The organism is Streptomyces sp. NPDC050263 (assembly GCF_040655955.1).
GTDB lineage: Bacteria > Actinomycetota > Actinomycetes > Streptomycetales > Streptomycetaceae > Streptomyces.
On sequence record NZ_JBFAKW010000105.1, the window covers coordinates 1 to 25,789 of the forward strand.

At 72.5% G+C, this 25,789-nt stretch carries 26 protein-coding genes; 9 read left to right on the forward strand and 17 right to left on the reverse strand.

Translation table 11 applies throughout. The annotated features are described in order from the left end of the window. Window positions 1-15: 15 nt before the first annotated feature. Window positions 16-285 carry a hypothetical protein gene (locus tag AB0J04_RS34050; protein ID WP_363172470.1) on the reverse strand — a complete coding sequence of 90 codons (270 nt, stop codon included), beginning with the start codon at window positions 283-285 and terminating at the stop codon, window positions 16-18. Window positions 286-596: 311 nt separating this feature from the next. Here AB0J04_RS34050 and AB0J04_RS34055 point away from each other — a divergent pair, with 311 nt between their 5' ends. Next, window positions 597-1,934 (forward strand): jacalin-like lectin, encoded by a 1,338-nt coding sequence (locus tag AB0J04_RS34055; protein ID WP_363172471.1) that lies wholly within the window; start codon window positions 597-599, stop codon window positions 1,932-1,934. A 68-nt stretch (window positions 1,935-2,002) separates the two neighbouring features. Continuing rightward, window positions 2,003-2,596 (forward strand): hypothetical protein, encoded by a 594-nt coding sequence (locus tag AB0J04_RS34060; RefSeq protein ID WP_363172472.1) that lies wholly within the window; start codon window positions 2,003-2,005, stop codon window positions 2,594-2,596. A gap of 7 nt (window positions 2,597-2,603) precedes the next feature. Here the strand turns inward: AB0J04_RS34060 and AB0J04_RS34065 are convergent, their stop codons facing one another. Continuing rightward, entirely contained in the window at window positions 2,604-4,319 is a 1,716-nt protein-coding gene (locus tag AB0J04_RS34065; protein WP_363172473.1) for an IlvD/Edd family dehydratase, read from the reverse strand. Window positions 4,320-4,366: 47 nt separating this feature from the next. Here AB0J04_RS34065 and AB0J04_RS34070 point away from each other — a divergent pair, with 47 nt between their 5' ends. The 3 genes from AB0J04_RS34070 to AB0J04_RS34080 are packed head-to-tail and all read left to right on the forward strand — an operon-like array spanning window position 4,367 to window position 7,142. After that, on the forward strand, window positions 4,367-5,188 hold the full coding sequence (locus AB0J04_RS34070) for an IclR family transcriptional regulator (protein ID WP_363172474.1): 822 nt from the start codon (window positions 4,367-4,369) through the stop codon (window positions 5,186-5,188). 44 nt (window positions 5,189-5,232) lie between these two features. Next, the gene (locus AB0J04_RS34075; RefSeq protein WP_363172475.1) at window positions 5,233-6,093 is read left to right on the forward strand and encodes a fumarylacetoacetate hydrolase family protein; all 861 of its coding nucleotides are present in this window, start codon (window positions 5,233-5,235) and stop codon (window positions 6,091-6,093) included. An 11-nt stretch (window positions 6,094-6,104) separates the two neighbouring features. Next, a complete protein-coding gene (locus tag AB0J04_RS34080; protein WP_363172476.1) occupies window positions 6,105-7,142 on the forward strand; it encodes an alcohol dehydrogenase catalytic domain-containing protein in 1,038 nt (345 codons plus the stop codon). Here AB0J04_RS34080 and AB0J04_RS34085 read toward each other — a convergent pair. Continuing rightward, window positions 7,126-7,932 carry an inositol monophosphatase family protein gene (locus AB0J04_RS34085; RefSeq protein WP_363172477.1) on the reverse strand — a complete coding sequence of 269 codons (807 nt, stop codon included), beginning with the start codon at window positions 7,930-7,932 and terminating at the stop codon, window positions 7,126-7,128. The two genes, AB0J04_RS34080 and AB0J04_RS34085, sit on opposite strands and share 17 nt — an antisense overlap. A 185-nt stretch (window positions 7,933-8,117) precedes the next feature. Between AB0J04_RS34085 and AB0J04_RS34090 the strand changes: the two genes are divergently transcribed. From AB0J04_RS34090 to AB0J04_RS34100, 3 genes are read left to right on the forward strand one after another with little or no spacing between them, the layout of a single operon-like run. After that, entirely contained in the window at window positions 8,118-8,486 is a 369-nt protein-coding gene (locus AB0J04_RS34090) for a nuclear transport factor 2 family protein (protein WP_363172478.1), read from the forward strand. Between the two features lie 4 nt (window positions 8,487-8,490). Beyond that, window positions 8,491-8,916 carry a PaaI family thioesterase gene (locus tag AB0J04_RS34095; RefSeq protein ID WP_363172501.1) on the forward strand — a complete coding sequence of 142 codons (426 nt, stop codon included), beginning with the start codon at window positions 8,491-8,493 and terminating at the stop codon, window positions 8,914-8,916. Window positions 8,917-8,954: 38 nt separating this feature from the next. Continuing rightward, window positions 8,955-9,488: a GNAT family N-acetyltransferase gene (locus tag AB0J04_RS34100; protein ID WP_363172479.1), complete on the forward strand. Its 534-nt coding sequence runs from the start codon at window positions 8,955-8,957 to the stop codon at window positions 9,486-9,488. Here AB0J04_RS34100 and AB0J04_RS34105 read toward each other — a convergent pair. Genes AB0J04_RS34105 through AB0J04_RS34145 form a run of 9 tightly spaced genes read right to left on the reverse strand, consistent with a single transcriptional unit; the run spans window position 9,469 to window position 18,736 of the window. Then, window positions 9,469-10,941 carry a dihydroorotase family protein gene (locus AB0J04_RS34105; RefSeq protein WP_363172480.1) on the reverse strand — a complete coding sequence of 491 codons (1,473 nt, stop codon included), beginning with the start codon at window positions 10,939-10,941 and terminating at the stop codon, window positions 9,469-9,471. The genes AB0J04_RS34100 and AB0J04_RS34105 overlap by 20 nt on opposite strands. Beyond that, the gene (locus tag AB0J04_RS34110) at window positions 10,938-11,759 is read right to left on the reverse strand and encodes an ABC transporter permease (protein ID WP_363172481.1); all 822 of its coding nucleotides are present in this window, start codon (window positions 11,757-11,759) and stop codon (window positions 10,938-10,940) included. Before AB0J04_RS34110 ends, AB0J04_RS34105 begins: the two co-directional genes overlap by 4 nt. Further along, window positions 11,756-12,544 (reverse strand): ABC transporter ATP-binding protein, encoded by a 789-nt coding sequence (locus AB0J04_RS34115; protein ID WP_363172482.1) that lies wholly within the window; start codon window positions 12,542-12,544, stop codon window positions 11,756-11,758. The genes AB0J04_RS34110 and AB0J04_RS34115 overlap by 4 nt, the downstream gene beginning before the upstream one ends. After that, entirely contained in the window at window positions 12,541-13,647 is a 1,107-nt protein-coding gene (locus tag AB0J04_RS34120; RefSeq protein ID WP_363172483.1) for an ABC transporter substrate-binding protein, read from the reverse strand. Before AB0J04_RS34120 ends, AB0J04_RS34115 begins: the two co-directional genes overlap by 4 nt. Further along, window positions 13,644-14,942: a nucleotide disphospho-sugar-binding domain-containing protein gene (locus AB0J04_RS34125; protein WP_363172484.1), complete on the reverse strand. Its 1,299-nt coding sequence runs from the start codon at window positions 14,940-14,942 to the stop codon at window positions 13,644-13,646. Before AB0J04_RS34125 ends, AB0J04_RS34120 begins: the two co-directional genes overlap by 4 nt. 23 nt (window positions 14,943-14,965) lie before the next feature. Further along, window positions 14,966-16,009 (reverse strand): ABC transporter ATP-binding protein, encoded by a 1,044-nt coding sequence (locus tag AB0J04_RS34130; protein ID WP_363172485.1) that lies wholly within the window; start codon window positions 16,007-16,009, stop codon window positions 14,966-14,968. Next, entirely contained in the window at window positions 16,006-16,773 is a 768-nt protein-coding gene (locus tag AB0J04_RS34135) for an ABC transporter permease (protein ID WP_363172486.1), read from the reverse strand. The genes AB0J04_RS34130 and AB0J04_RS34135 overlap by 4 nt, the downstream gene beginning before the upstream one ends. Next, the gene (locus tag AB0J04_RS34140; protein ID WP_363172487.1) at window positions 16,773-17,648 is read right to left on the reverse strand and encodes an ABC transporter permease; all 876 of its coding nucleotides are present in this window, start codon (window positions 17,646-17,648) and stop codon (window positions 16,773-16,775) included. Before AB0J04_RS34140 ends, AB0J04_RS34135 begins: the two co-directional genes overlap by 1 nt. Next, window positions 17,648-18,736, reverse strand: coding sequence for a spermidine/putrescine ABC transporter substrate-binding protein (locus AB0J04_RS34145; protein ID WP_363172488.1), 1,089 nt, complete (start codon window positions 18,734-18,736; stop codon window positions 17,648-17,650). The genes AB0J04_RS34140 and AB0J04_RS34145 overlap by 1 nt, the downstream gene beginning before the upstream one ends. A gap of 210 nt (window positions 18,737-18,946) precedes the next feature. On the opposite strand from AB0J04_RS34145, the gene AB0J04_RS34150 reads away from it, so the two are divergent. Beyond that, on the forward strand, window positions 18,947-19,501 hold the full coding sequence (locus tag AB0J04_RS34150; protein WP_363172489.1) for an NUDIX hydrolase: 555 nt from the start codon (window positions 18,947-18,949) through the stop codon (window positions 19,499-19,501). 25 nt (window positions 19,502-19,526) lie between these two features. Here AB0J04_RS34150 and AB0J04_RS34155 read toward each other — a convergent pair whose 3' ends face one another. From AB0J04_RS34155 to AB0J04_RS34175, 5 genes are read right to left on the reverse strand one after another with little or no spacing between them, the layout of a single operon-like run. Then, window positions 19,527-20,867, reverse strand: coding sequence for a hypothetical protein (locus AB0J04_RS34155; RefSeq protein ID WP_363172502.1), 1,341 nt, complete (start codon window positions 20,865-20,867; stop codon window positions 19,527-19,529). Beyond that, window positions 20,867-21,691, reverse strand: a complete 825-nt coding sequence (locus tag AB0J04_RS34160; protein ID WP_363172490.1) for an inositol monophosphatase family protein — start codon at window positions 21,689-21,691, stop codon at window positions 20,867-20,869. The genes AB0J04_RS34155 and AB0J04_RS34160 overlap by 1 nt, the downstream gene beginning before the upstream one ends. Then, a complete protein-coding gene (locus AB0J04_RS34165; protein WP_363172491.1) occupies window positions 21,688-22,752 on the reverse strand; it encodes a BadF/BadG/BcrA/BcrD ATPase family protein in 1,065 nt (354 codons plus the stop codon). The genes AB0J04_RS34160 and AB0J04_RS34165 overlap by 4 nt, the downstream gene beginning before the upstream one ends. Further along, the gene (locus tag AB0J04_RS34170) at window positions 22,749-23,891 is read right to left on the reverse strand and encodes a 3-dehydroquinate synthase family protein (RefSeq protein WP_363172492.1); all 1,143 of its coding nucleotides are present in this window, start codon (window positions 23,889-23,891) and stop codon (window positions 22,749-22,751) included. The genes AB0J04_RS34165 and AB0J04_RS34170 overlap by 4 nt, the downstream gene beginning before the upstream one ends. Beyond that, a complete protein-coding gene (locus tag AB0J04_RS34175) occupies window positions 23,891-25,780 on the reverse strand; it encodes a hypothetical protein (RefSeq protein ID WP_363172493.1) in 1,890 nt (629 codons plus the stop codon). The genes AB0J04_RS34170 and AB0J04_RS34175 overlap by 1 nt, the downstream gene beginning before the upstream one ends. Between the last annotated feature and the right edge of the window lie 9 nt (window positions 25,781-25,789).

Genomic DNA, 25,789 nt, shown 5'->3' on the forward strand with positions numbered 1-25,789 from the left:
CTCGTAGCGGAGCTACTAGGGCTTTCGCCCGGTGCGGCGAGAGTGCGTGCCGGGCGTCGCGACGCCGCGGAGATCCATCAGAAGCCCCCTAGCCCTCGTGCAGTCGGGCGGCCGGGCCGGAGGGAAGACGCCCAGCCGGCCCAGCATGACGATGTCGTCGCGGACCGCCTCGTGCCGGACCACCTTGCCGTCGCGGAGATCGAGGACATGGATCTGCTCGAAGTCGATCTCCCGTCCGGTAGGCGGTACGGCCTGGTCCAGGACGCCGTCGCGGAATGCGAGCACGGGGCATTTCATCAAAAAGCGAGAAGAGCAAGCGCGGAAGTGGACGTGCGGGCGGTCGGCGGGAGCCACCTTCGGAAGGCTTCTCGCGTGCGCCGATCATCCGCCGCCTCCCACCCCCGCCCGAGGCGACCCGGCCCGAGGCGGACCCTGGTCCGAACCAACCCTGGTGCCAAGGCACTTGGACACCTCGGTGTCACCCGGAATTCGTGATTCAGTGTTTCCGGAGGGGATGCAAGCGCGTTCCATGTAGCTAGATTTTGACATGCATGCAACACGCCCACCCTCCGCACCCCCTCTGGAGACACTTCCCCATGCGCAGACTCCTTGCCTGTCTGGCGACCGCCGCCGCGGCCCTGGGCGGGCTCACGGCGGCCGCAGCTCCGGCCGCGGCCGCCACCTCGGGCAGCTTCAGCGTGCTCACCTACAACGTCGCCGGCCTTCCCGAGGCAATCTCCAGCGCCTCCACCCCGCGTGACACGAGCACCACCGAGATCGGCCGGCGCATCGCCCCCTACGACATCGTCAACGTCCAGGAGGACTTCAACTACCACGCCTACCTCTACTCGACGGACACCCACCCCTACCGCACCGCGACCAGCGGGGGCGCGGGCATCGGCAGCGGGCTCAACACCGTCTCCGACTACGCCTGGGACGGCGACGACTTCGAGCGCTCCGGCTGGAACGACTGCCAGCTCGACTCGGGTGACTGCCTCACCCCCAAGGGCTTCACCTTCATGCGTGAGCGCCTCGCCGAGGGCGTCTACGTGGACTTCTACAACCTCCACACCAACGCCGGCACCAGTGACGGCGACCTGGCGGCGCGCGCGGCCAACCTCGCCCAGCTGACCTCCTTCATCTCCACCCACTCGGCCGGCAACGCCGTCGTGGTGATGGGCGACACCAACACCCGCTACACCCGCTCCGGTGACACCATCGCCGAGTTCGCCGCGGCCAACGGGCTGACCGACGCCTGGGTCAAACTCATCCGCGGCGGCGCGGCGCCCGCCAAGGGCAGCGACGCGCTGGTCTGCGACCAGACCGGGGCCACCGTGCCCAACACCTGCGAGGTGGTCGACAAGGTCCTCTACCGCGGCAGCAAGCTGGTGACCCTCAACGCGAACTCGTACAACAACGAGCACGCCGCGTTCCTCACCAGCGACGGCAAGATGCTCTCCGACCACGACCCGATCTCGGTCGGCTTCAGCTGGTCGCAGAACGCGGACTTCCAGCTCAGCGAGCAGTTCGGCGGGCCGCACGGCGACTACTTCCAGGACATCGCCGGCGTACCGGCCGCCGCCCGAGCCACCAAGATCTCCCTGAACGCCGGATCCCGCGTCGACCAGGTCGGCATCACGCTGAGCAACGGCACCACCCTGACCCACGGCGGCACCGGCGGCACGGCGTCCTCCCGGACGCTGGGCAGCTCCGAGTACGTGACGACCGCGTACCTGTGCCAGGGCGTGAAGGACGGGCGCACCCGGATCTTCTACGCCAAGTTCACCACCAACCTGGGCAACACCCTCGCCGGTGGCACGACCACCTCCGACTGCACCACGCGCACCGCACCCTCGGGCTGGCAGATCGCCGGCTTCCACGGCCGCGCGGGCGACGAGCTCGACAAGGTCGGCTTCATCTACACCAAGCGCTGACCGCTTGCACGTCCGGCCCGCCGTCGACGACAGCCCCACCGACGGCGGGCCCACCCCATACTGGGGGCATGCGTCTCGGGGTGGTCGTGGGGATCCTGTACTGCGTGCAGTTCAGCGGGGAGCTGGACGACGACGAGGTCGCGCGCATGACGCGCATGACCTTCGAACAGCCGCTCTACGGTCTCACCACCGAGGAGCAGTACGAAGGGATCGAGGCCGCCCTCGCCGTCGACGACTGGGGGGACGCCCTGGCCTGGCAACCGCACGCGGAACCGGCGGTCCGGGACTTCCTGCGGCGCATCCTGGCGCGTCTGGACGCCCAACGGCCCTGGCCGGAGCCGCCGTTCCGCAATCTCGGCCACTCCCGCTGGAGGGAGTTCCGCAACGGGACGCTGCTCGCCGAGCTGCGGATGTACGCCGCCGCACAGGATCCGATGCATGTACGGCTGCGTCCCGTCCCGGGCGACGAGGACCGGCTGCGGGGAGTCGTCCTGCGTCTGCGGTCCGGCGACGAAGTCGCCCTGGTGGCCTCGCCGGCGCCGGACGGGACGGACGCCGTGCTGATGGCGGTGCCGCCGCACCGGTCCGCGGCGGAGATCGTCGACGCGTTCGTGAGCTGCACGGGGTACGAGCGGGAACGGGTGACTCCGGCGCACGGGTGAAGTCCCGTCAGTGGGACTCGCGGCTCACCTCGGAGCCGCTGGAACCGATGAGGAAGTCCAGGTCGGCACCGGTGTCGGCCTGTTGGACGTGGTCGACGTAGAGGCGTTCCCAGCCGCGTCGGGGGTCGGCGTAACCGGCGACGGTGGCCGCATCGGGGCTTCTGCGGGCGAGTTCGTCGTCCGGTACGTCGAGGTCGATGCGGCGGGCGTCGACGTCGAGCGTGATGTGGTCCCCCGTGCGGGCCAGCGCGAGGGGGCCGCCGGCCGCGGCCTCGGGGGCCACGTGCAGGACGACGGTGCCGTAGGCGGTGCCGCTCATCCGCCCGTCGCAGACCCGGACCATGTCGCGGACGCCCTGTTCGAGCAGCTTCTTCGGCAGCGGCATGTTCGAGACCTCGGGCATGCCCGGGTAGCCCTTGGGGCCGCAGCCGCGCAGGACGAGGACCGAGTCGGCGTCCACGTCGAGATCAGGGTCGTCGATGCGGGCGTGGAAGTCCTCGACGGAGTCGAAGACGACCGCCCGGCCGCGGTGGCGCAGCAGGTGCGGCGAGGCGGCGGCCGGTTTGACGAGCGCGCCGTCGGGGGCGAGGTTGCCGCGCAGGACGGCGATGCCGCCCTCGGCGACCAGCGGCTTCGCTCGGGTGCGGATGACGTCGTGGTCCCAGATCTGGGCGTCGTCGAGGGAGTCGACGAGGGGGCTGCCGGTGACGGTCAGCGCGTCGGGGTCGAGCAGGTCGCGTACCTCGCGCAGCACGGCGAGGAGGCCGCCCGCGCGGTGGAAGTCCTCCATGAGGAAGCGGCCGGCGGGCTGGAGATCGACCAGCACCGGGACGCGGGAGCCGATGCGGTCGAAGTCGTCCAGGGTCAGATCGACGCCCAACCGGCCCGCGATCGCCAGGAGATGGACGACCGCGTTCGTCGAGCCGCCGATCGCGGCCAGCGCCACGATCGCGTTGTGGAAGGACGCCTTGGTGAGGAAGGAGCCGGGTCGCCGGTCGGCGGCGACCATGTCCAGCACCAGCCGCCCGGTGTCGTGCGCGGCCGCCAGCAGCCGGCTGTCGGGGGCGGGGGTTCCGGCCACCCCGGGCACCACCGTGCCCAGCGCCTCCGCCACCAGCGCCATCGTCGAGGCGGTGCCCATGGTGTTGCAGTGCCCGCGGCTGCGGATCATCGCCGACTCGGAGCGGACGAACTGCTCCTGGGACAGCGTGCCGGCCCGGACCTCCTCCGACAGCCGCCACACGTCGGTGCCGCAGCCCAGCGGTGTGCCGCGGAAGGTCCCGGTCAGCATCGGGCCGCCGGGCACCACGACCGCGGGCAGATCCACCGAGGCGGCGGCCATCAGCAAGGAGGGGATCGTCTTGTCGCAGCCGCCCAGCAGGACGACGCCGTCGATGGGGTTGGCCCGCAGCATCTCCTCCGTGGCCATCGCGGCCATGTTGCGCCACAGCATGGCCGTGGGCCGCACGTTCGTCTCGCCCAGCGACACCACGGGCAGGTCCAGCGGGATGCCGCCCGCCTCGTACACGCCGCTGCGCACCGAGGCCGCGACCTCGTCGAGATGCGCGTTGCAGGGGGTCAGGTCCGAGGCGGTGTTGGCGATGGCGATCTGCGGCCGGCCCGTGAACGCGTCGTCCGGCACTCCCCGGCGCATCCACGCCCGGTGGATGTAGGCGTTGCGGTCCTGACCGGCGTACCACTGCGCGCTCCGGAGCCTGACCATGGAACCTCTTCCAATAATCGGTACGACTGTCTAAAATTCGGAACGCGATGGAGCATACGCAGACGTACGACGGATCGACAGACCCCGAGCCGGACGGCCCCGACAGCGGCCGCCTCGTGGGCTCCGACCGGGTGCTCGCGGTGCTCAAGGAACTCGCGCGGCACCCCGACGGCGTGGGCCTGGACGAGCTGACCCGGGCGATCGGCAGCCCCAAGCCGACGGTGCACCGGGCCCTCGGCGCGCTGCGCCGGGCCGGTCTCGCCGATCAGGACGCCCGCGGCCGCTACGCGCTCGGGGACGAATTCCTGCGCATGGCCTTCGCCCACCACGAGGCCCGGCCCGAGCACGTCCGCGTCCGCCCGGTGCTGGAGGCGCTGGCGGACCGGTTCGGCGAGACGGCGCACTACGCGGTCCTGGACGGCCGTGAGGTCGTCTACCGGGCCAAGGTCGACCCGCCCAGCGGAGCCGTCCGGCTCACCTCGACCGTCGGCGGCCGCAACCCCGCCCACACCACCGCGGTCGGAAAGGTGCTGCTCGCCCGGCAGTTGAGCACCCTGGACGAGGCCGCGGTCCAGGCGTGGATCGGCGGCTCATCCCTGGAGCGGCGCACGCCGAGGACGCTGCGCACGGCGGCCGTCCTGCACCGCGAGCTGCGGGCCACCCACGAGCGCGGCTACGGCCTCGACGACCAGGAGAACGAGACCGGCGTCAACTGCCTCGCCCTGCCGGTGTATCTGACTTCGCCGACGACCCCGTCCGGAGCCGTGAGCATCAGCGCCCTCGTCTACCGGATGCCGCTGACCACCCTCGTCGACGCGCTCGACGAGATCCGCTCCCTCCTCGGCCCGCTCGCCCGGCCACACTCCTGAAGCCCCGTCCCTCATCGCATCGACCGAACCCTGGAGTCAGACCCGTGTACCTCATGCGCATCGGCGCCCCCGGCGCCGAGAAGCCCGTCGCCCGCATCGACGACGAGACCTATGTCGACCTCTCCGACGTCGTCACCGACTTCGACGAGGCGTTCTTCGGGTCGGGCGGCATCGACCGCGTCCGCCCCGTCGTGGCCGAGCGGGCGGCGGCGGGCCGGGTGTCCCGCTTCGCCGGGGAGCGCGTCGGCGCGCCCATCGCGCGCCCGCACCAGCTCCTGTGCATCGGGCTGAACTACCGCGACCACGCGGCCGAGAGCGGCATGCCGGTGCCCGACGAGCCGATCCTGTTCACCAAGTCGCCCAACACGCTCATCGGCCCGGACGACGACGTACGCATCCCGCGCGGCTCGGCCAAGACCGACTGGGAGGTGGAGCTCGGCATCGTCATCGGCCGCCGCACCAGCTATCTCGACTCGGTGGACGAAGCACGCGACGCGATAGCGGGCTACGTCGTCGTCAACGACGTCAGCGAGCGCGCGTTCCAGCTGGAGCGCGGCGGGCAGTGGGCGAAGGGCAAGTCGGCCGAGACCTTCAACCCCGCGGGCCCCTGGCTCGCCACCGCCGACGAGATCGACGACGTCCTCGAACTGGACATGTGGCTGGACGTCAACGGGGTGCGTCGGCAGACCGGCAGCACCAAGACGATGATCTTCGACCCGTACTTCATCGTGCACTACCTCAGCCAGTTCCTCGTCCTGGAGCCCGGCGACCTGATCAACACCGGCACACCGCCCGGCGTCGGCATGGGCCTCAATCCGCCCGTGTATCTCCAGCCGGGTGACGTGATGGAACTGGGCATCGAGCACCTCGGCGCCCAGCGCCAGCGCGTCCTCGGGCCCCGATGAGCTCCCGCCGCATGCGCGCGTTCGTGCTGACCGCCCCCGGCGCGTACGAGGTCCGGGATGTGCCGGCGCCGGTGGCCGGGGCCGGCGAGGTCGTCGTCGACGTCGAGCGGGTCGGCGTGTGCGGCACCGACATGGAGTTCTTCACCGGCGCGATGGCCTATCTCCACCAGGGGCACGCCGACTATCCGATGCGGCTGGGCCACGAGTGGTCCGGCCGCGTGGCGGCGGTCGGCGACGGCGTGGATCCGGGCTGGCTGGGCCGGCGTGTCATGGGCGACACCATGCTGGGCTGCGGCGCCTGCCGCCGCTGCCGTCGGGGCCGGCAGCATGTGTGCGAGAAGCGGCAGGAGGTCGGCGTACGCGGTGCCCGGCCCGGCGCGCTGGCCGAGCAACTCGCCGTGCCCGCCTCGTCGTTGCACGCCCTGCCCGACTCCGTCGACGCCGTGCTGGGCGCCCTGGTGGAGCCGGGCGGCAACGCCCTGCGCGCCGCCAGGGCCACCGCGACCGGGGCCGGAGACCGTGCCCTGGTCCTGGGGCCGGGCACCATCGGACTGCTGGTCGCGATGTTCCTGCGCGCGGCCGGCACGGAGGTCTGTCTGGTGGGTCAGACCGAGGACTCGCTCGCCTTCGCCCGCACGCTCGGCTTCGAACACGCCTGGACGCGGACGTCCGTCCCGGACCTGCCCTTCGACGCGGTCGTCGACGCCACCAACGCCGTCGAACCGCCGCAGTGGGCACTGGAGTCGGTCGAGCCGGGCGGCCGCCTCGTGTACATCGGACTCGCCGGTGTGCCCAGCAGGATCGACACCCGCTCCCTCGTCCTGAAGGACGTCACCGCGGTGGGCGTCCTGTCCGCCTCCCCCGGTCTGGACGCCACCGTCCGCGCGTACGCCGAGGGATCCGTCGACCCACGACCGCTCGTCGCCGCGACCGTGGGCCTCGACGAGGTCGGGGCCGTGCTCGCCGGGGAGCGCCCGGCCCATGCCGGACCGGGCCCCAAGATCCACGTCGACCCCCGCCCCGGGGGTCCCGCTACGGCCCCGGCCTGACCGTCCTGTTCCACAACTCCCGTGCCTCCGCCGCCACTTTGGGCACCGCCAGCAGCAACGGCTCGTCGTACGCCGGAAGTCGGGGCGTGGCCGTCGCGCCCGCCTCCGTCGCGATGAGGAGTGCGGGGAGGCCGTCCACCGGGTGGAACGCGCCGATCGCCGCGGCCGAGGCACGGCCCGCGGCGACCTGGACCAGGGACAGGGCCGTCGAGCCCATCACCCGTACCGTGCAGTGGCGGTCGGCCAGCTCCGCGAGCAGGGCGTCCTGGCCGGGCCAGTGCGCGTGCGCCGCCCACTCCGTCATGAAGACATGGCCCGTCAGCGTCGCGTGGTCCGCGGCCCGGACCGGGGAACCGTTCAGGTGCGCTCCCCCGCCCCGGGTCGCCGTGAACACCTCGCGCCGCCAGGGGTCCGCCACCACACCCAGCAGCGGGTTCCCGTCCGGCTCGGCCAGGCCCATGGAGAAGGAGCACCAGCCGAGTCCGTGCGCGTAGTTGGTCGTTCCGTCCACGGGGTCGATCACCCAGTGCGGGGCGCCCGCCGCGCCCGGCTCGACGCCGTACTCCTCGCCGTCGATGCCCCAGTCCGGGAACTCCCGCCGCAGCACCGCCCGTACCTGCCGCTCCACCTCCTCGTCGGTGTCCGTGACGATGTCCGCCGGGCCCGCCTTCTCCCGGACCGGACCGGTCGGGGACGCGCCCGTGCCGCCGGTGTCGCGGATCGTCCGGCACGCCCGGTCGGCCAGTTCCACGGCCACCCGCAGGGCTCGGTCCACCTCATACTCGGTCACAGCTCTTCACCACTCCGATCACGCCGTCGCCGATGTTCTCCTCGACACCCGACAAGGATCGCCCGGCGCCGGCCTCCCGCTCGGCGATTACCTGACGGGTAATCGACCGGCGCCCCGGATCCCGGCACAGTGATCGCACGGCCGCACCGACACCGCGGCCACGAACCGGAACCGAGGAGAACTCCATGTCGACGTATGCCACCGCCGCCGAGCGCTACTTCGCCGCCTGGAACGCGGACGGGGCCGAGGCGATCGCCAAGGCCGTGTCCGAGGCCTTCACCGAGGACGCCGCCTACACCGACCCGCTGGCCGACGTGGCGGGCCACGACGGCATCGCCGCCGCCGTCGCAGGCGCCCAGGGCCGGTTCCCGGGCTTCGAGTTCCGGCTGACCGGGTCCGTGGACGGCAACCACCACATCGCCCGCTTCTCCTGGGAGCTGGTGTCGAAGGCCGACGGCTCCTCCCCGGCCGCCGGCTCCGACGTCGTCACGCTCGCCGAGGACGGCCGCATCAGCACTGTCAGCGGCTTCCTGGACCGGGTTCCGGGTGCCTGAGGAAATGCTCGCCCCGATGCCTTTCGCGCGAGCCACCAAAATCACGCTGGAGGAGGCCGATCCCGGTCTGGTGCGGGGCAGTATGCCGTGGGCACCGGAACGGTGCACGGCGGGGGGACTGCTGCACGGGGGTGCGGTGATGTGTCTGGCCGACACCGTGGGAGCGGTGTGCGCCTTTCTGAATCTGCCGCCGGGCACGGTCACCTCGACGGTCGAGTCCAAGACCAACTTCTTCCGCGGCGTACGGTCCGGGACCCTCGGCGCGGTGGCCCGTCCCCTGCATGTGGGGGCGTCGTTCATCGTCGTCCAGACCGAGTTGAGCGACGACGAGGGTCGCCGCGTCGGTCTGACCGTTCAGTCGCAGGCTGTTCTCGACGGCGGCCGCGCGCACCCGGGTCGCTCCCGGCCGCCGCACCGACCTCCTGTCTGATTAGGGACAATGCCGTCGCGTTCGGCAGGATGGGGGCCATGACCGAGATCCATACCCCCCGCCTCCTCCTGCGCCGCTGGCACGACGACGACCTCGCGCCCATGGCGGAGATCCACGCGGACCCCCAGGTCATGCGCTGGATCGACGACGGCTCCGTGCGCGACCTGGAGCAGACGGCGCAGGACATCGAGCGGTGGGAGGAGGAGTGGGACGAGGAGGGCTTCGGCCTCTTCGCCGTCGAGCTGCTGGCCTCGGGCGAACTGGCAGGCTTCACGGGGCTGTCCATGGTGGAGGACCTGCCGGGCGTCCCGGCCGCCGCCGCGATCAGCTGGCGGTTCGGCTCCTCGTTCTGGGGTCAGGGATACGCCTCCGAAGCCGCCCACGCCACCCTGGAGTTCGCACTCCAGGACCGCGGCCTCGACCAGGTCATCAGCGTCAGCCGGGCGGGGGACGACGCCTCCGAGAACATCATCCGCAAGCTCGGCATGACGGAGGAGCGCGAGACGGTCGATCCGGTGTACGGCTTCCCGCTGCGCGTGCACACCATCGATCTCACCGAGTTCCAGGCCTGAACCGGCTGAGGTAGGCGCCGACGGGCGGGCCGACGACCTTGCCCGCCCGCAGGATGTGGTGGCCCCTCAGAAAGGTGTCGGTGACCTGGGCGGTCAGCTCGAAGCCCTCGAACGGGGTGTACTCCTGCGTCGACTCCGACTCCGCGGCGCGCACGGTCCAGGTGCGGCCCGGGTCGACCAAGGCGATGTCGGCGTCGAAGCCGGGGGCGAGGCTGCCCTTGGTGCGCAGTCCGTAGCGCCGGGCCGGGTTCCAGGAGGTCAGCGCGGCGATCCGGCCCAGCGGCAGGCCGCGCCTGGTCCCCTCGGTGAGCAGGCCGGGCAGGAGGTACTCGGCGCCGCCGAAGCCGGCCTTGGCGAGGAACACGTCGTCCTCGGGCTCGCCGAACTTCACCTCCTCGCGGCAGCACGCGTGATCGCTGACGACCCAGTCGACGGTGCCGTCGAGCACGTACTCCCAGAGCGCCTCGACGTCGTCGCGGGGCCGCAGCGGCGGGTTGACCTTGCCGCCGAGACCGTGCGCGGTGGTGATGTCGGCGAGCAGATGCCCGACGGTCACCTCGCGGCGGAAGTCGATGTGCGGGAACGCCCGGCTCATCCGCACGGCCGCGTCGACCGCCTTGCGGGACGACAGGTGCAGCAGGTTGACGGTCGGCAGCCCGGTCTCGTGCGCCAGGTAGGCGGCGACGGCGACCGCGAGGCCTTCGGAATGCTGCGGCCGGGAGGCGCTGTAGGCGGCGAGCCCGCTCAGGTCGCCCGCCTCCTCCACCAGTCTGGTGTACGCGGTCATGATCTCGGCGGTCTCGCAGTGCAGGGAGAGGGAGATCTCGTCGGCGAGGCCGGGGAACCGCTCGCGGGCGGCCTGCACCCCGCGCATGACGAACTCGAAGTGCGCGTAGTCGTACCGCTCGTCCTCGGGGAGCATCAGGAAGGCGTTCTGGTCGGCCGACCTGCCGTGGAGGCCGTGGCTGCCGTAGAACATGAAGACCTTGAACGAGGTGACGCCGAACCGCTCGATCAGGTCGGGGATCTCGTCGATGTGGGCGCGCGAGATCGGCGCGAGGTGGAAGCCGTAGTCGACGTGGGCGCGGCCGGCGGCGGCGGCCAGCACCTCGGGGAAGAAGTCGGCGTACGCCCCGGCCTTGTTGAGGTAGTAGCGGCCGGTCCGGGTGTAGGTCAGGGCGCTGGTGACGCCGCCCTGTGCGCAGGCGCGGCTCTCGGTGGCCGCGTCCTCGGGCAGCGGATGGTAGATCCCCCAGTGCTGGTGGGCGTCGACGACACCGGGGAACGCCAGCCGGCCGCCGGCGTCGACCACCCGACGGGCGCCGTCCGTGGCGATGCCGGGGGCCACGGCGGCGATCCGGCCTCCGTCGACGGCGATGTCCGCGGGGCGCGCCTCGTCGTGGTCGTGGGTGACGACGCGGGCGTTCTTCACCACCAGGTCGTATGCGGTCATGCGGGCCTCCTGCCGCTGTCGTCCTCGGCCCAGAAGACGAGCCGCTTCTGGGCGAACCGGATGATGGAGTGGGCGATCAGGCCCAGTACGGAGAGCACCACCAGCACGGCGAACATCCCGGCGATGTCGAAGTTGTAGTTGGTCTGGAGCAGGAGGTATCCGAGGCCCTCCTTCGCACCGATGAACTCGCCGACGACGGCGCCGAGGATCGCGAAGACGATCCCGATGTCCAGCCCGGCGAAGATGAACGGGAGCGCGCTCGGCAGCCGCACCATCCGGAACACCTGGAACCGGCCGGCGCCGAACACCGTGAGCATCTGGATCCGGTCGGCGTCGGCCGAGCGCAGCCCCTCGATCACGTTGACCAGCACGGGGAAGAACGAGATCACCGCCGCCATGACGACCTTGCTCGTCATGCCGAAGCCGAACCAGACGACGAACAGCGGCGCGAGCGCCACCTTGGGCACCGTCTGGAAGGCGACGACGTACGGCATGAAGGTGCGCTCGATCAGCCGCACCTGGGAGATCGCGGTGCCCAGCACCAGCGCCGCCGCCACGCCGAGCAGAAAGCCGTACAGCGACTCCAGGACCGTCACCTTCAGATGGCCCCAGAACAAGGGGTCCGCCGACTGTGTGCGGAGGGCGGCGAGGATCTGCGAGGGGCGCGGCAGCACGTAGTCGTCGATGCCGACGGCGGGGACCGCGAACTCCCAGGCCAGCATGACGACGACGAAGACGGCGGGCACGAGCAGGAGTTCGGGGCGTTCCCGCAGGTCCACGCGCAGCCGCTGGCGCAGCCGCTCGGGGTGCCGCTTCATGGGTCGATCACCCAGGTGGCGTCGAAATGCCTGCGGATCCGCTCGACGAAGACTCCGGCGCGGTCGGAGGCCATCGCGCCGAGGGTGCGCGGGCGTTCGAGCTCGATGTCGACGATCTCGGCGATGCGGCCGGGGCGGGGGCTGAGCACCACGACCCGGTCGGAGAGGAAGACGGCCTCGGGGATGGAGTGGGTGACGAAGACGACGGTCTGGCCGCTGTCCCGCCAGATCCTCAGCAGCTCGACGTTCATGGACTCGCGGGTCAGGGCGTCGAGCGCGCCGAAGGGCTCGTCCATCAGGAGCACGGCCGGGTCGTGCACCAGAGCCCGGCAGATTCCGGCGCGCTGCTGCATCCCGCCGCTCAGCTCATGCGGGTGTCTGCCCTCGAAGCCGTCGAGGCCGACCATCGCGAGCAGTCGCTCGGCGCGCTTGCGGTACACCGAGGCGTCGAGCCTCTGTACCTCGACGGGCACCATCACGTTCTGCAGCACGGTGCGCCAGGGCAGGAGGGTGGGCGTCTGGAAGACCATGCCCACCTCGGGCAGCGGCCCCGTCACTTCGCGGTCGGCGACGCGGACCGTCCCCCCACTCCTGGCGACGATCCCGGCGAGGATCTTCAGCAGGGTGGTCTTGCCGCACCCGGAGGGGCCGACGACCGAGACGAACTCGCCGCGTCGGACCGTGAAGGCGACGTCCGAGAGGGCGTGGGTCGGCCCGGACCTGCGCGGCCGGTAGGTCTTGTGCAGTGCGGTGACCTCGATCCAGCGGTCTTCGTCCACGCTCACCCGGCGGCCTTCGCCTTGGCGATCACGGGCGCCGGGTCGAAGTCGTTCGCCTCCTTGAGCAGGCTGCCGTCCCACAGTTGCGGGAGCGGGACGTCCTCGGTGATCTGGCCGGCCGTCCGGGTGTAGGCGACGGTCTTGTTCCACTCCGCGTCGCTGATCGCGCCCCAGTCCTTGAAGCTCTCGGGCTCACCGGCGGCGGGGACGGCGGTCTTGATCCACGCCTCCAGGGTCCTGGTGTCGTCGGCGATGCGGTCGTCGGCCTTCTTGCCGGTGAGCAGCTGGGGGAAGGCCCGGTACCCGTCGCGCATGGCGGCCTCGGGGTTGGCGGCGGAGAAGAGCAGCGCCTTGTAGGAGGCGCGCAGGTAGCGCGTCAGCACGTCCTTCTTCTGCTTCAGGGTCTTCTCGGTCACCGCGTAGGTCAGGGAGCGGATGCCGTCGAACGCGTCGGAGTTGTCGAGGTAGCGCAGCTCGGCGCCGGTGTTCTCGATGGTGGTGTACGCCTGGGTGTACAGGGCGAGCACGTCGACCTTGCCGGCCTCCAGGGCGGCGAGGGCCTGTGCGCCCACGCCGACCGGCAGCAGGTCGACGTCCTCGGCCGCGTCCAGTCCGGCGTCGGCGGCGTACGCGCGGGCGTAGATGGCGGAGCCGGAGGCGAGGCTGATGACCCCGATCTTCTTGCCCTTGAGGTCGGCCGGGCTCTTGACGTCACTTCCGGGCCGAACGGCCATGCGCCACGGCCAGTTGCGCACCAGGCCCCCGACGGCCTTGACGGGGACGCCCTTCTCGCGTGCGGCGAGGATGGCTCCCGCGTCGGCCGGCGCGATGTCGGCGCTGCCCGAGGCGACGGCCTGGACGGCGGCCACCGAACCGTCGGTGTTGATCACGTCGACCTTCAGCTTCTCCTCGGCCAGATAGCCCTCGGCGTCGCCCACCGCGAAGGTGGCGACCTCTTCCTTGGGGGCGATCACGGCCGAGGGAACGGCGAGTCGCAGCGTGGTCCGGGCTCCCGAGTCGCCGTCGGAGGACGACGAGGGCCCGTCCGCGCAGGCGGAGAGCGCCGCGAGGACGGCGACGCCGAGGCCGAGCCGTAAGGGCAGTTTCATGTTCGGTACCTTTCGTGGCCGTGCCGCTCGACGAGATCGGCGGCGGTGCGCAGCCCGTCGCGGGCCCGGATGGTCGTGGAGGCCTCCGTCAGTCGGCGCCGCAGACGGGTGTCACCGAGCAACTCGGCGATGGCGGCGTGCAGTTGGGCGTCGGTGAAGCGGTACGGGTCGAGGCGGACGCCGTAGCCGAGCTCGGCCAGCCGCTGGGCGTTGTCGTACTGGTCCCAGAACAGCGGGAGCACGATCATGGGCTTGCCGAAGTGGAGGCTCTCGGTGGTCGTGTTGTTGCCGCCGTGGGTGATGACGAGGTCGACGAGCGGCAGGATCCGCGTCTGCGGGAGGAACTCCGCGCCCCACATGGCAGGAGGCAGCTCTATCTCGTCGTGCAGCGGCCCCTTGGAGACGATGCAGCGGTGCGGGGTGCGTGCCAGGGAGGCGATGATCCGGCGCATGAGGCCGACGTCGGCGGAGCCGAGGGAGCCGAGGCTGAAGTAGATGAGCGCGCTGCCCTCGGGCCGGTCGGCCGTCTCCGGCGGCAGGGTGAACTTCTCGTCGGTCTCGCGGACCGAGGAGTCCAGCCGGTGCCAGTCGGGGCCCAGTGGGCGGGCTTCGGCGTAGTCGGCGATCTCCGGGTAGAGGTAGAGGTTCAGGTCGCCGTCGTGGATGAACTCCAGGTCGGGCAGCGGCCGCGCGCCCTGGTCCACGACCCAGGCGTCGAACTCGGCCCAGAGCTCGCGGTGGGTGCGGTCGTACTCGGCGCGGAACTCGGCCCAGCCCGCGCGGTCGCCGGCCGGGTACCCGGAGAAGGTCGGGGGCACGTGTTCGCCCTTCATCTCCAGCGGGTTGCAGGAGACGATCCGCACGAAGGGGACGTCCGCCGTGGTCAGGGCGGGGAAGCAGACGACGTTGTCCTCGACGATCACGTCCGGCCGGACCCGGTCGAGGATCTTCTTGAGCTGGGGTTCGCAGTACCGGGCGCCGGCGACCAGTTCCTCCCAGACCGGCCTGACCCAGGTGCCGAGCTGTTCGATCGTGGGCTTTCTGAACTCGGGGGCGGTGTCCCGTACGAAGTCCTTCCAGAACTGGCCGGCCTCCTGGGGCGTTTCGGGCGGCGGGGCCAGGTCGAGGAGTTCCTCCTCGAAGCCGAGCGGAGCGAGTCTGCCTTTCCAGGAGGCCTCCGCCGCGAACACCACGCGGTGTCCTCGGCGGCGCAACACGTCCCCGACGCCTATGCAGTTGTTGGTCGGGCCGTAGGCGCTCTCCGGCGCGAAGAGGACGGTCAGGGGTCTGTTCAAGGGGGTCGATGGGGGCAAGGGGGTCAAGGGGTGTCTCCCGTCGTCTCGATCAGTACCGCGTCCGCCGGGTCCCAGGACAGCGCGACGCGGGTCCCGGAGGTCACCGTGGCCGGGCCCGCGACGGTCAGCAGGACCGGCCGGTCCAGACCGGGGACCGTCACCGCGATCCGGGAGGAGCCGCCGAAGTAGCTGATGTCCAGCACCGTGCCGTGCAGGAACGCGTCCGTGTCCCCGGCGGCGAGCCGGATGCTCTCCGGGCGTACGCCGACCAGCCCCGCCGTGTCACCGGCCGGGGCGGGCAGGACGCCGACGCCGGGCACGTCGAGTCCGCCTGCGGGCAGCAGCCGTCCGGAGAACACGTTGTTGGCGCCGACGAAGCCCGCGACGAACCGGCCCCGGGGGCGCCGGTAGAGCTCGACGGGGGTGTCGACCTGCTGGACGCGGCCCCGGTCCAGGACGGCGATCCGGTCGGCGAGCGACATGGCCTCCTCCTGGTCGTGGGTGACGACGAGGAAGGTGATGCCCACCTCGTGCTGGAGGCGCTTGAGCTCCAGCTGCATCTCGGCGCGGACCTGTTTGTCGAGCGCCGACAGCGGCTCGTCGAGCAGCAGCACGCGCGGGCGTTTGACGATGGCCCGGGCGAGGGCGACCCGTTGCCGCTGCCCGCCGGACAGTTGGTGCGGACGTCGGCGGGCCTGTGCGGTCAGGCCGACGGTGGCGAGCACGGCCGCGACCCGTTCGCCGATCTCCGCCCGGCCGAGGCCTTCCCGGGCCAGCCCGTAGGCGATGTTCTTCGCCACGTTCAGGTGCGGGAACAGGGCGTACGACTGGAACATGAGGTTGACCGGCCGCCGGTGCGCGGGCACGCCCAGCAGGTCCCGGCCGTCGAGGGCGACGGTGCCGCTGTCCGGGGCCTCGAATCCGGCGAGGACGCGCAGCAGGGTCGTCTTCCCGCAGCCGCTCGGGCCGAGCAGGGCGAAGAACTCGCCCTCCGCGATGTCCAGGCTCACCCCGTCGAGGGCGGTGACCTCGCCGAACCGCCGGGTGACGTCCTGGATCCGGATCACAGCGCCTCCGTCAGCCGGCTGATGCGCTGGGCGGCGATCACCACGGTGAAGCTGACCGCGAGCAGCAGGGTGGCGAGCGCGTTGATCTCCGGGGTCACGCCGAACCTGATCATCGAGTAGACGACGATCGGCAGGGTGGGGTCCTTGGGGCCGGCGGTGAAGAAGGCGATGACGAACTCGTCGAGCGAGAGCGTGAACGTCAGCAGCGCGCCCGCCACGATGCCGGGGGCGAGGGTCGGCAGGGTGATCCGGAGGAACGTGCTGACCTCGCCCGCGCCGAGGTCGCGCGAGGCCTCCTCCAGACAGGGGTCGACGTGCGCGATCCGGGTGCGGACCACGGCCGTGACGAAGGCGAGGCCGAAGACGGTGTGCGCGAGCAGCACCGAGTGCAGGCCCAGGGTGGCCGAGACGAGCGAGTAGAAGGCCAGCAGGCCGATCGCGAGCACGAGGTCCGGCAGGACGGCGGGCAGCACCGACAGGGCGGGCAGCAGCCGCGACCGGCTCGCGTGGCGGGCGAGCCCCACGGCGAGCAGGGTGCCGAGGACGGTGGACAGGGCGGTCGCGCCCGCCGCCACGATCAGCGTGTTGGTGAGGCCCCGCAGGACCTCGTCGTCGGCGGCCAGCGTGCCGTACCAGGCGGTGCTGAACCCGGACCACTCGTAGGGGCTGTCGGAGCGGTTGAAGGACATCGCCACGAGCACCACGACGGGCGTGTAGAGGAACGCGTAGGTCACCCACAGCGGGAGGAGCGTCGCCCGGCGCATCAGCGGCCGCCCAGCCGGCGCCCGGCCCAGGCCTGCGCCATGAGCAGCAGGACCAGGAACGCCATGAGGGCGAGGGCGAGCACCGAGCCGAACGGCCAGTCCCGCGCCGTGAGGAACTGGTCCCGGATGAGGTTGCCGACCATCACCGTGTGCCCGCCGCCCAGCAGTTCGGGGACGACGAAGTTGCCGAGGCTGGGCACGAACACGAAGACACAGCCGGTCAGCACGCCGGGCAGGGTGTGCGCAAGGGTCACGCTCCAGAACGTGCGGGCGGGTCGGGCGCCCAGGTCGGCCGAGGCTTCGAGCAGCCGGGGGTCGACCCGCTCGATCGCCGAGTACAGCGGCAGCACCATCAGCGGGAGATAGGCGTAGAGGAGTCCGAGGACGACGGCGGGCTCCGTGTAGAGGAGTCTCAGCGGCCGGTCGATGACCCCGATGCCGGTGAGGGCCGAGTTGACCACGCCTTCGCTGGACAGCAGCACGATCCAGGCGTAGGCGCGGATCAGGAAGTTGGTCCAGAACGGCAGCACGACCAGGACCAGGGCCACCGTGCGCCATCTGGTGGGCAGCCGGGCGATCGCGTACGCGGTCGGGTAGCCCAGGAGCAGCGCGAGCAGTGTGGTGACGCCGGCGATGCGCAGCGAGTCGGTGAGGACGCCGGCGTAGAGGGGGTCGGCGATCCGCGCGAAGTTCTCGCCGCTCACGCCGTCCTCGTACGCGATGCCGCCGAAACGGCCCCGGCGGAAGACCGTGTAGCCGATCAGCAGGGCCAGCGGCAGCAGGAGCAGGACGGCCAGGTACGACAGGCCCGGGCCGAGCAGGACGAGACGGGCTCGCCCGCGTGGTCCCCCGGCCGCCTTCCCCCGGCGGACCATCAGCCCGCGGTGACTTCCGTGACGATCCGGGCGTACGCCGTCGCGGCGTCCCCGAGGTCGACGACGGACTCACCCTCCAGTAACTGCGCGGGGGTCATGGCGAGGGCCGGGTGGCTCTTCAGCAGGGCCGGGTCGAGTTCGGCCATGGCGGCGGTGTTGGGGACCTTGTAGAAGATGTTCGCGGCGACCCAGGAGTGCACCTTCGCGTCGAGGACGTAGTCGATGAAGGCGTGCGCCGCCTCCTTGTTCTTCGACGACTTGAGGATGACCATCGTGTCGGTCCACAGGTCGCTGCCCTCCTTGGGGACGACGAAGCCGATCCTCTTGTCGTCGGTCGGGCACCAGCCGTCCCAGGCCTCCGCCAGCACGGCCTCCCCGGACTTGAGCCGGTCGCCGAAGGTGGTGTCGTCGTAGGCGAGGAGCCCGTCCTTCGCGGTGAGCAGCAACTCCTTGACCTGGGCGAGCTGTTGGTCGTCGGTGGTGTTCACCGAGTAGCCGAGCGCCTTCTGCGCGGGGAGGAAGAGCCAGCGTTCGGTCTTCAGCATGGTGGCCTTGCCCTTGACCGCGGCACGCGGCTTCAGCAGGTCGTTCCAGCTGTCGGGGGTGTAGCCGACGAGGTCCTTGCGGTAGCAGAGCCCGGTGGTGCCCCAGGTGTACGGGACGGAGTAGACGTTGCCCTTGTCATGGGCGAGCCGGTCCGCGAGCGGGTCCAGGTTCTCGAGGTGCGGGACCAGATCGTGGTGGACGGGTTCCAGCAGTCCCTGCGCGGCGAGCGCCTGGGCGTACTGGCCGGAAACGAACGCCACGTCGATGCCGCTGTCGGCGGAGGCGGTCAGTTTGGCGACGATCTCCTCGTTGGTGCTGTGCTTGGCCACGGTCACGGGCGGGCCGACGGCCGACTCGAACCGGGCGGGCAGGTCCTTCGGCAGATAGCCGTCCCAGTTCGAGACGGTCAGCCGCTGCCTGCTCAGATCCGCCTGGGGGTCGAGCGACGCGGAGGCGGCGGGGCCGCTGCCGCCCGGTCGGCCGTCGCCGCCGCAGGCGGGGAGGAGGAGCGCGAGGGCGGCCGCCGTCGCCGCCACGGACACATGCCTGAACCTCAGTGCGCCTAACACTCCACTCCCTCGCTGTCGAGATCAGCCGGCTGAGCGTGGGTCGTGCCCGGTGCGCCGAACGGCTCGCGGGCAGGCATCGATTTCCGGAGTCTCGCACCGTTGGCATGCACCGGGCAAGACGGCCTTTTCGCCCCGCCGCGCTCTCGTCCCGTACGGGCGGAGGAGTCCGATACGCTCCACGGCGTGAACAACAGCCACCCCGGCCTCCGCTGGGAATTCCTGGCCGAACGTCCCGAATGCGCAGGCTTCCTGACGGTGCGAAATCGCACCTACCGCTACCCGGACGGCCGCCAGGACCACTGGGACATCCTCTGCGGGCCGCGTACCGTCGCCGTCGTCGCCTTCACCGAGGACGGACAGGGACTCCTCGCCCGTCAGTTCCGGCCGGGCCCCGGACGCGTCCTGGACGAACTCCCGGGCGGCGTCGTCGAACCGGACGAGACGGTCGAGGCGGCGGCGGCCCGGGAGCTCCTGGAGGAGACCGGCTACCGGGCCGGGAGCGTCGAGGTGGTCATGAAGACCTACCTCGCGTCGTACGCGACCCACGTCCGGCACGCGGTGCTCGCCCGGGACTGCCGCAAGGTGGCCGCGCCGAGCCCGGACGCGGCGGAGTTCATCGAGCCGGTCCTCCTCCCGAGGACCGACTACGTACGGCACGTGCTCACCGGCGACCTCACCGACGCCGACATGGGCCTGGCCGGGCTGGTCGCGGCAGGACTGCTCGCACCGGTCGCGTGAACCCGCGCCCGGGCGGGCCGCCGGGTCAGCCGCGCAGGCCGGTCATCAGGCGGTCCGCGGTCTCGGGGTCGGTCTCCACGTAGAGCCGCGTGCAGGGTTCGGTCGCGGACGGCCGGACCGCCACCCGGCCGTGCCGGCCGTCCTCGAAGACGGCCGTGGCGTCGGCCCGGCCGCACCGGTCCCGACGCCAACCCGGCAGCAGCGCGCGGACGTCGGACAGCACGTCGTCGGCCGGCCGCCGCAGCGCCCGGGTGAACTGCTGGTAGGGGTGGCGCCGGCGTAGCTCCGCCACCGCGTCGTCGACCGCCTCGCAGCCGGGGAAGGCGCGGAGCAGCAGCGACAGCGCGGCCAGGCTGTCGCGCTCGAAGTAGCCGTCCCCGTTCCTGCCCGACCAGACCAGCGCTCCGTTGGGCTCCAGTCCCAGCACGCCCGCGCGGTCGGACCGCCAGGCGGCGAGGACGTGTCGGAAACCGACCTCCGTCCGGGTCACCGCCACCTCGCGTCCGGTGTCGGCCGCCGCTCGGGAGATCATGAGCGGCGCCACGTCCGTGGTGATCAGCCGCCGCACGGGCAGGCCGGCCCTCAGCAGGATCGCGGCCTGCTCCGCGCTGCCGACGGTGCGCGAGCGCCGGGTGTACAGGACCAGGCGGTCGCCGTCGCCGTCGACCATCGCCACCATGGCACCGCTCGGCGCCCTGGCCGCGCGCAGGGCGCGGTCCGCGCAGGCGTCGGCCTGGGGGCGCAGCGTGGGGTCGGGGGTCTGTCCGGCGAAGAACGGCAGCGGCCGGGCCCGGGAGAACGCCAGTTCCGGCAGTCGTTCGGCGAGTTCGCCCACTGCTCCGTGGGCCGCGTCGATGACCAGGGCGCCGTCGAAACGCGCGGCGGCGTCGGCGAGCGGCCGCCCTACGGTCCGGGTGTAGGACTCCAGCACGTCGAGGGTCCGATGGGGGTGGCGGGCGATGTCGAGGGCGACGTCTGCGGGCGCGCCCTCCCCCGCCCGGCAGCCGTGTCCGTGTTCGTCGCGCAGCTTGACGCCGAAGAAGCCCGGCGGGTTGTGACTCGCCGTCATGACGACCGCGGCCCGCAGCTCCGGGTCTTCGCGCACCAGGCGGCCCAGGGCGGGCGTGGGCGCCGGGCCCGTGGCGAGGACGCACCGGACGTCGCGCTGGGCGAGGAAGTCGGCCGCCAGGTGCGCCAGTTCGCGGGAGCCCGCGCGCCCGTCGTGGCCGACGAGGACCGCCCGTTCGTCGGCCCGTCGGGGGGCCGTGGGCGCGAGTGCCGTGAGGACGGCGAGCAGGTCGCGTTCGGACCAGTCGGGCCCGGGCGTGCCCCGCCGTCCGTCGGTGACCGTGGAGAGGGAGCGCATCACGTGCCTGCCTTTCTCGTCGGCGGCGGCGACAGCAGCCGGCCGAGACGCCGGGGCGGGTCCGCGCCCGCCGCTGTGGCCAGCCATGCGTCGAGGACGGCGGGCCGGACCGTCGTCCCGTCGGCGTCGGCCGCGGTGCAAAATCGTCCGCCGGCCGCGGCGACGGCCACCGCTCCCGGCGCGTGGTCCCAGGGCGCGGCGACCCCGGCCCGCGGCGGCAGGACGGCCGCCCCGGCGCGGGCGAGGGCCACCAGCGCGAGCTTGACGCCGGCCGTGGGCACCGGCCGTACCTCGTATCCCTCCAACCGGTGCCGCGCCAGCGCCACGCGGACCCGCCCGACGTGACGCGGGCCGGTCAGCACACAGCGCGGTCCGAACCACGGCAGGGCGTCGACGTCTCCGTCCACGTGCAGGGTTCCGGCCGCGGCGGTCAGCCTCACGCGGTAGGCGGGGAGGTCGAGCACGGAGGCGACGGGACGGCCGCCGTCGACGAGGCAGACGCCGATGGCGTAGCTGTCGCGGCCCTCCAGGAAGGGCGCGGTGCCGTCCAGCGGATCGATCAGCAGGCAGCGGTCCGGGGTCGGTTCCAGCGCGCTGCGTTCCTCCTCCGCGACGACCGGGAGGTCCGGCCAGCGGTCGCGGGCCGCGGCGCTCAGCAGGGACTGGAGGCGCAGGTCGAGGTCGCAGACCGGTTCCACGCCGCCGAACACGTTGTCCTTCGGACGCGGCTCGGTCGGGGCGCGGCGGAAGTCGACGACGGCGGCCCGGCACTCGTCCAGCGCCCGGCCGACCGTATGACCGAACGCGGGGAACGGGGGCCTCATCCCGACACCGCCGCCGCGTCAGGACGGTGCAGTCCGCTGCCGGGCAGCGGGTCGGCCCGGAGCGGAAAGGCGGTCGCGATGTCGTCCAGGATGTGCGGGGCGTCCGCCCAGACGTCGGCCAGGCGCAGGAGCGATTCGGCGCGGTCGTCGGGGCCGTGGTGGAGGGAGGTCCACGGGGCGCGCTCGGCGAGCCGCTCCAGGAAGTACCGGCGCAGGATGTCAGGCGGCCGGAACAGGGACCCGTTCAGTACGAGGGCGTAGGGGCCGTTCGGTGCGACCCGCGCGGTGCGCAGCGCCGCGAGAGTCCCCGTGACGAGTTCGTCGGCGGCGGCGCGGACGAGTCCGGCGGCGACCGGGTCGCCGCCGTCGGCGCAGCTCAGCACGTGCCGGGCGAAGTCGGCGACGGCGGGCTTGGAGCCGTCCCGGTACACCGCGGCGAACAGCGCCTCCCCCAGGGGGACGCGGGCCGTGGGCGCGCCGTGCGGGGCGCACCACTCGCGGGCGGTCGCGGTCAGGGCCGTCGGGGCCCCGCGGCCGTCCAGCGCGCGCACGGCGGCCCGCAGGCCGGCCACGGCCAGATGATGGCCGCCGCCCTCGTCGCTGAGCAGCCACTCCAGCCCCGACGCCCGGGACCAGCGGGGCCCGTTGCGCACGGCGAACCCCGTTCCGGTTCCGGCGACGACGGCGCAGACGGGCACGCCGGCGTCGACGGAGAGCAGCGGCGGGACGATGTCGTTCGTCACCAGCAGGGGGGCGGCGGCGCAGCCGACGCGGTGGACGGCGGTGCGCAGGAGTCCGGTGAACTCGTCGGCGCACAGGGCCGTCGACGCCGCGCCGTGCGCCGCGATCACGGCCCGTGGCGGTGCGTCGGCGTCCGTCTTGCGCTGTATCTCGGCGAGCAGTCGGACGAGTTCGGTCAGCGCGCGTTCGCCGCCCACCGATCGCGGGTTCGTCGAGCGCCCCTCGGCGACGGCCCGCACGGCGCGGGCGCGGGTCAGCGCCGCCCAGGTGCGGCTGCCGCCGCCTTCGAGCAGGATCCGGTCGCCCTCGGCGCGGGTCACGGCGTGCTCCAGGAGTCGAGCCGGGCCAGCGCGTCGTCGAAGGCCGAGCGGGGAATGTCGTCGACCACGGTGCACCGGCCGGGCGAGCGGGGGACGACGAGGTGGAGCACGCCGTTGCGCACCCTGCGGACCGTGTCCAGCTCGTCCCACACGCGGGGCCGCAGTTCGCGGGGCATGGTGATGGGCAGCCGGTGGTCGGTCAGGAGGGCGAGGATGCGGTCGGCGTCCCGGGCGCTGGAGCGTCCCGTGGCCAGGCCCACGCCGGTCGCCACGGCCAGTCCGGCGGCGACGGCCTCGCCGTGCGGCACCCGGAACCCGCTGACCGCCTCGTAGGGGTGGCCGAAGCAGTGTCCGAGGTTCAGCAGTCGGCGCAGGTCGCCCTGCTCGAAGGGGTCGGGGCCCAGCAGGTCGAGTTTGGCCCTGAGCGCCGCCCGGACGATTCGCTCCCACGGCAGGTCGCGCAGCGGTCTGCCGACGCCGTCCTCGAGGAGCGCGAAGAGCGCGGGGTCGGCGATCAGGGCGACCTTCACGACCTCCGCGAGCCCGTTGGACAGGTGGTGGGGGGACAGGGTGCGCAGCAACTCCGGGTCGACGAACACGGCCGCGGGATGGTGGAAGGCGCCGATCAGGTTCTTGGCGCCCTGGTAGTCCGCGCCGCCCTTGCCGCCGACGGCCGCGTCGACCTGGGCGAGGAGTGTGGTCGGGAGCAGGGCGTAGGGGATGCCGCGCATGTAGGTGGCCGTGGCGGCGGTGGTCAGATCGCACACCACGCCGCCGCCCAGGCCCAGCACCAGGGTGCGCCGGTTCGTGCCCGCCCGGTGCAGCGCGCGCCAGAGCAGGTCCAGCCCGTCCGTCGTCTTCGCGGACTCCCCCTCGGGCACGAGCACCGTCTCCCGCGCGAGCCCGCTCTGCGCCAGCACCGCGTCCACCGCCGGCAGATGGTGCCGCGCCGCCCCGCGGTCGGCGACCAGCACGAGACGGTCGGCGCCCTGCTGCTCCGCCAGGTCGCGCACCATGACGTCGAGCCGGCGCAGCAGTGCGCTCTCCACGTGGACGAGATAGCGGTGGGCGCGGTTGACCGCCACGTCGAAGCCGCCGCTCGCGGTGTCGCGGTGCAGCAGCCGCGAGAGGCCCGGCATCATCGGAGTTCCTTCAGCACGCGCTCGGTGACCGCGTCCGCGGACAGGCCGGCGGCCTCGAACAGGGACCGGCTCGGCCATCCGGCGATGCCGTAACCGTCGGCGCCCAGCGCGATGCCGCCGTCCGGGAGCAGCGAACCGAGCACGCGGGAGGGCGCGTTGTGCAGGCTGACCGCCAGGGAGCCCGGCGGGACGTACCGCTCACGTCCGGCCCGCGGCAGCCGGCCGAACCTCGTCGGGCTGACGACCTCGAGCACCCGCACGGCCCGGGCGGCGTCGCGGGCGAGCCGCTCCGCGACCTCGAGCGCGGTCTCCCGCATCGCCCCGGCGGCCACCAGCACCACCTCGGGGCGGGGATGGCCGCGGATCTCGCGCACGCCGTCGTGCAGCGGCGCGGCGGCGCAACTGCCGAGACCGTGGCGCACCGGCACCGCCTCGTGCGGCAGCCGCAGATAGGCGGGACGTCCGTCGGCCAGCGCCTCGACCGCGAGCACCTTCGCCGTGTTGATGTCCGCCGCCTCGAAGACCTCCAGTCCCGGCAGCGCCAGCAGGGCGGCGAGACAGCCGTCGGACTGGACCATGGGGCCCAGCGGGTCGCCCAGCCCGCCGGAGGTGCCGACCAGCAGCACCGGCAGTCCGGTGAAGACCAGGGACTCCCGGATCTGGTCGAGCATCCGCCAGTAGAAGCCCTCCATGGAGAACAGCACGGGCGCGAGACCGCCGGCCGCGGCCCCGCCGGCGAGGGAGGCCGCGTCCTGTTCGGCGATCGCGCACTGGAGCACGTCGGAGCCGGGGTCGGTCCAGTGCCAGGAGCCGGTGCGTTCCATGCGGGGCAGCAGCCCGGAGTTGCGGATGGCGTCCGGCGCCATCCACAGCATCGGCAGGTCGGCGAGCTCCTCGGCCAGTTCGGCGCCCAGCGCCTTCTTGGCCACGACGACATCGCCGACGGGGTGGCCGGACAGCCGCTTCAGCAGCGCGGCGCGGTGACGCCACGCGGCGCGGGAGGCCTCGGGCTCGGGCGCGGCGCGCGGCCCCTCCCGCAGTCGGCGTGCCGTCGGCCGGTGGGCGTCGACCACCGCGAGCGCCCGCTCCACCAGCAGGCCGGTGTCCAGCGCCGGGAGGTGCTCCGGTGACGCCTCGGCGCTCAGCGTGTTGCCGCCCTCGACGTCCGGGGCGAGACCGCGGCCCTTGACCGTGCGCAGGACGAGCACGGTCGGGCGCGGGTCCTCGGTGGGGCGGAGTTCGCGGGTGAGGGCGGCCAGGTCGTGCCCGTCGATCTCCCGGACGCGCCAGCCGAACCCCGCCCAGCGGGCCGCCCATGCGTCGACCGGGAGCCGGATGACGCTGCCGGATCCGTTGGCGTCCACCAGGGCGACCAGGTTGCGCAGGCCCAGTCTGGCGGCCGTCATCGCCGCCTCCCACACCTGCCCCTCGGTGCACTCCCCGTCGCCGAGGACGACGAAGGTGCGGCGCGCCCGCCCGGCCCTGCGGTCGGCCAGCGCCAGCCCCGCGCCGAAGCTGAGGCCCTGGCCGAGAGCGCCGGTGCTCATCTCGACCCCCGGGAGGGAGCCGCGCCGGGGCATCCGCGGCACCGGGTGTCCGACCTGCCCGAAGCCCGTCAGCTCCTGCCACGACATGCCGGGCATCGCCCCGAGGGCCCACAGCGCCGCGTACCAGGGTGCGGCGGCGTGCCCCTTCGAGTAGACGAGCCGGTCGCCGTCGTCGGTCCCCAGCGCGGTGGCGCCGGAGAAGTAGAGCGCGGTGACGGCCTCGACGGCCGAGGAGCTGCCGCCCGGATGCTTGTTGGCGGCCAGCACCCATGCCCTGATCCCCTCGGCGAGGGTCTCCAGTTCCGCCGGGCCGGGTGTCGAGTGGGACGTTCGCGTCATGCCGTTTCT

Bases quoted from the DNA above. Each gene is read 5' to 3' on its own strand.
- AB0J04_RS34120 (WP_363172483.1), bottom strand. From the start codon at position 13,647: ATGAAACTGCCCTTACGGCTCGGCCTCGGCGTCGCCGTCCTCGCGGCG.
- AB0J04_RS34080 (WP_363172476.1), top strand. From the start codon at position 6,105: ATGCGCGCGTTCGTGCTGACCGCCCCCGGCGCGTACGAGGTCCGGGAT.
- AB0J04_RS34110 (WP_363172481.1), bottom strand. From the start codon at position 11,759: ATGAAGCGGCACCCCGAGCGGCTGCGCCAGCGGCTGCGCGTGGACCTG.
- AB0J04_RS34155 (WP_363172502.1), bottom strand. From the start codon at position 20,867: ATGCGCTCCCTCTCCACGGTCACCGACGGACGGCGGGGCACGCCCGGG.
- AB0J04_RS34170 (WP_363172492.1), bottom strand. From the start codon at position 23,891: ATGCCGGGCCTCTCGCGGCTGCTGCACCGCGACACCGCGAGCGGCGGC.
- AB0J04_RS34090 (WP_363172478.1), top strand. From the start codon at position 8,118: ATGTCGACGTATGCCACCGCCGCCGAGCGCTACTTCGCCGCCTGGAAC.
- AB0J04_RS34140 (WP_363172487.1), bottom strand. From the start codon at position 17,648: ATGGTCCGCCGGGGGAAGGCGGCCGGGGGACCACGCGGGCGAGCCCGT.
- AB0J04_RS34135 (WP_363172486.1), bottom strand. From the start codon at position 16,773: ATGCGCCGGGCGACGCTCCTCCCGCTGTGGGTGACCTACGCGTTCCTC.
- AB0J04_RS34060 (WP_363172472.1), top strand. From the start codon at position 2,003: ATGCGTCTCGGGGTGGTCGTGGGGATCCTGTACTGCGTGCAGTTCAGC.
- AB0J04_RS34175 (WP_363172493.1), bottom strand. From the start codon at position 25,780: ATGACGCGAACGTCCCACTCGACACCCGGCCCGGCGGAACTGGAGACC.
- AB0J04_RS34070 (WP_363172474.1), top strand. From the start codon at position 4,367: ATGGAGCATACGCAGACGTACGACGGATCGACAGACCCCGAGCCGGAC.
- AB0J04_RS34100 (WP_363172479.1), top strand. From the start codon at position 8,955: ATGACCGAGATCCATACCCCCCGCCTCCTCCTGCGCCGCTGGCACGAC.
- AB0J04_RS34065 (WP_363172473.1), bottom strand. From the start codon at position 4,319: ATGGTCAGGCTCCGGAGCGCGCAGTGGTACGCCGGTCAGGACCGCAAC.
- AB0J04_RS34105 (WP_363172480.1), bottom strand. From the start codon at position 10,941: ATGACCGCATACGACCTGGTGGTGAAGAACGCCCGCGTCGTCACCCAC.
- AB0J04_RS34055 (WP_363172471.1), top strand. From the start codon at position 597: ATGCGCAGACTCCTTGCCTGTCTGGCGACCGCCGCCGCGGCCCTGGGC.
- AB0J04_RS34095 (WP_363172501.1), top strand. From the start codon at position 8,491: ATGCTCGCCCCGATGCCTTTCGCGCGAGCCACCAAAATCACGCTGGAG.
- AB0J04_RS34160 (WP_363172490.1), bottom strand. From the start codon at position 21,691: ATGAGGCCCCCGTTCCCCGCGTTCGGTCATACGGTCGGCCGGGCGCTG.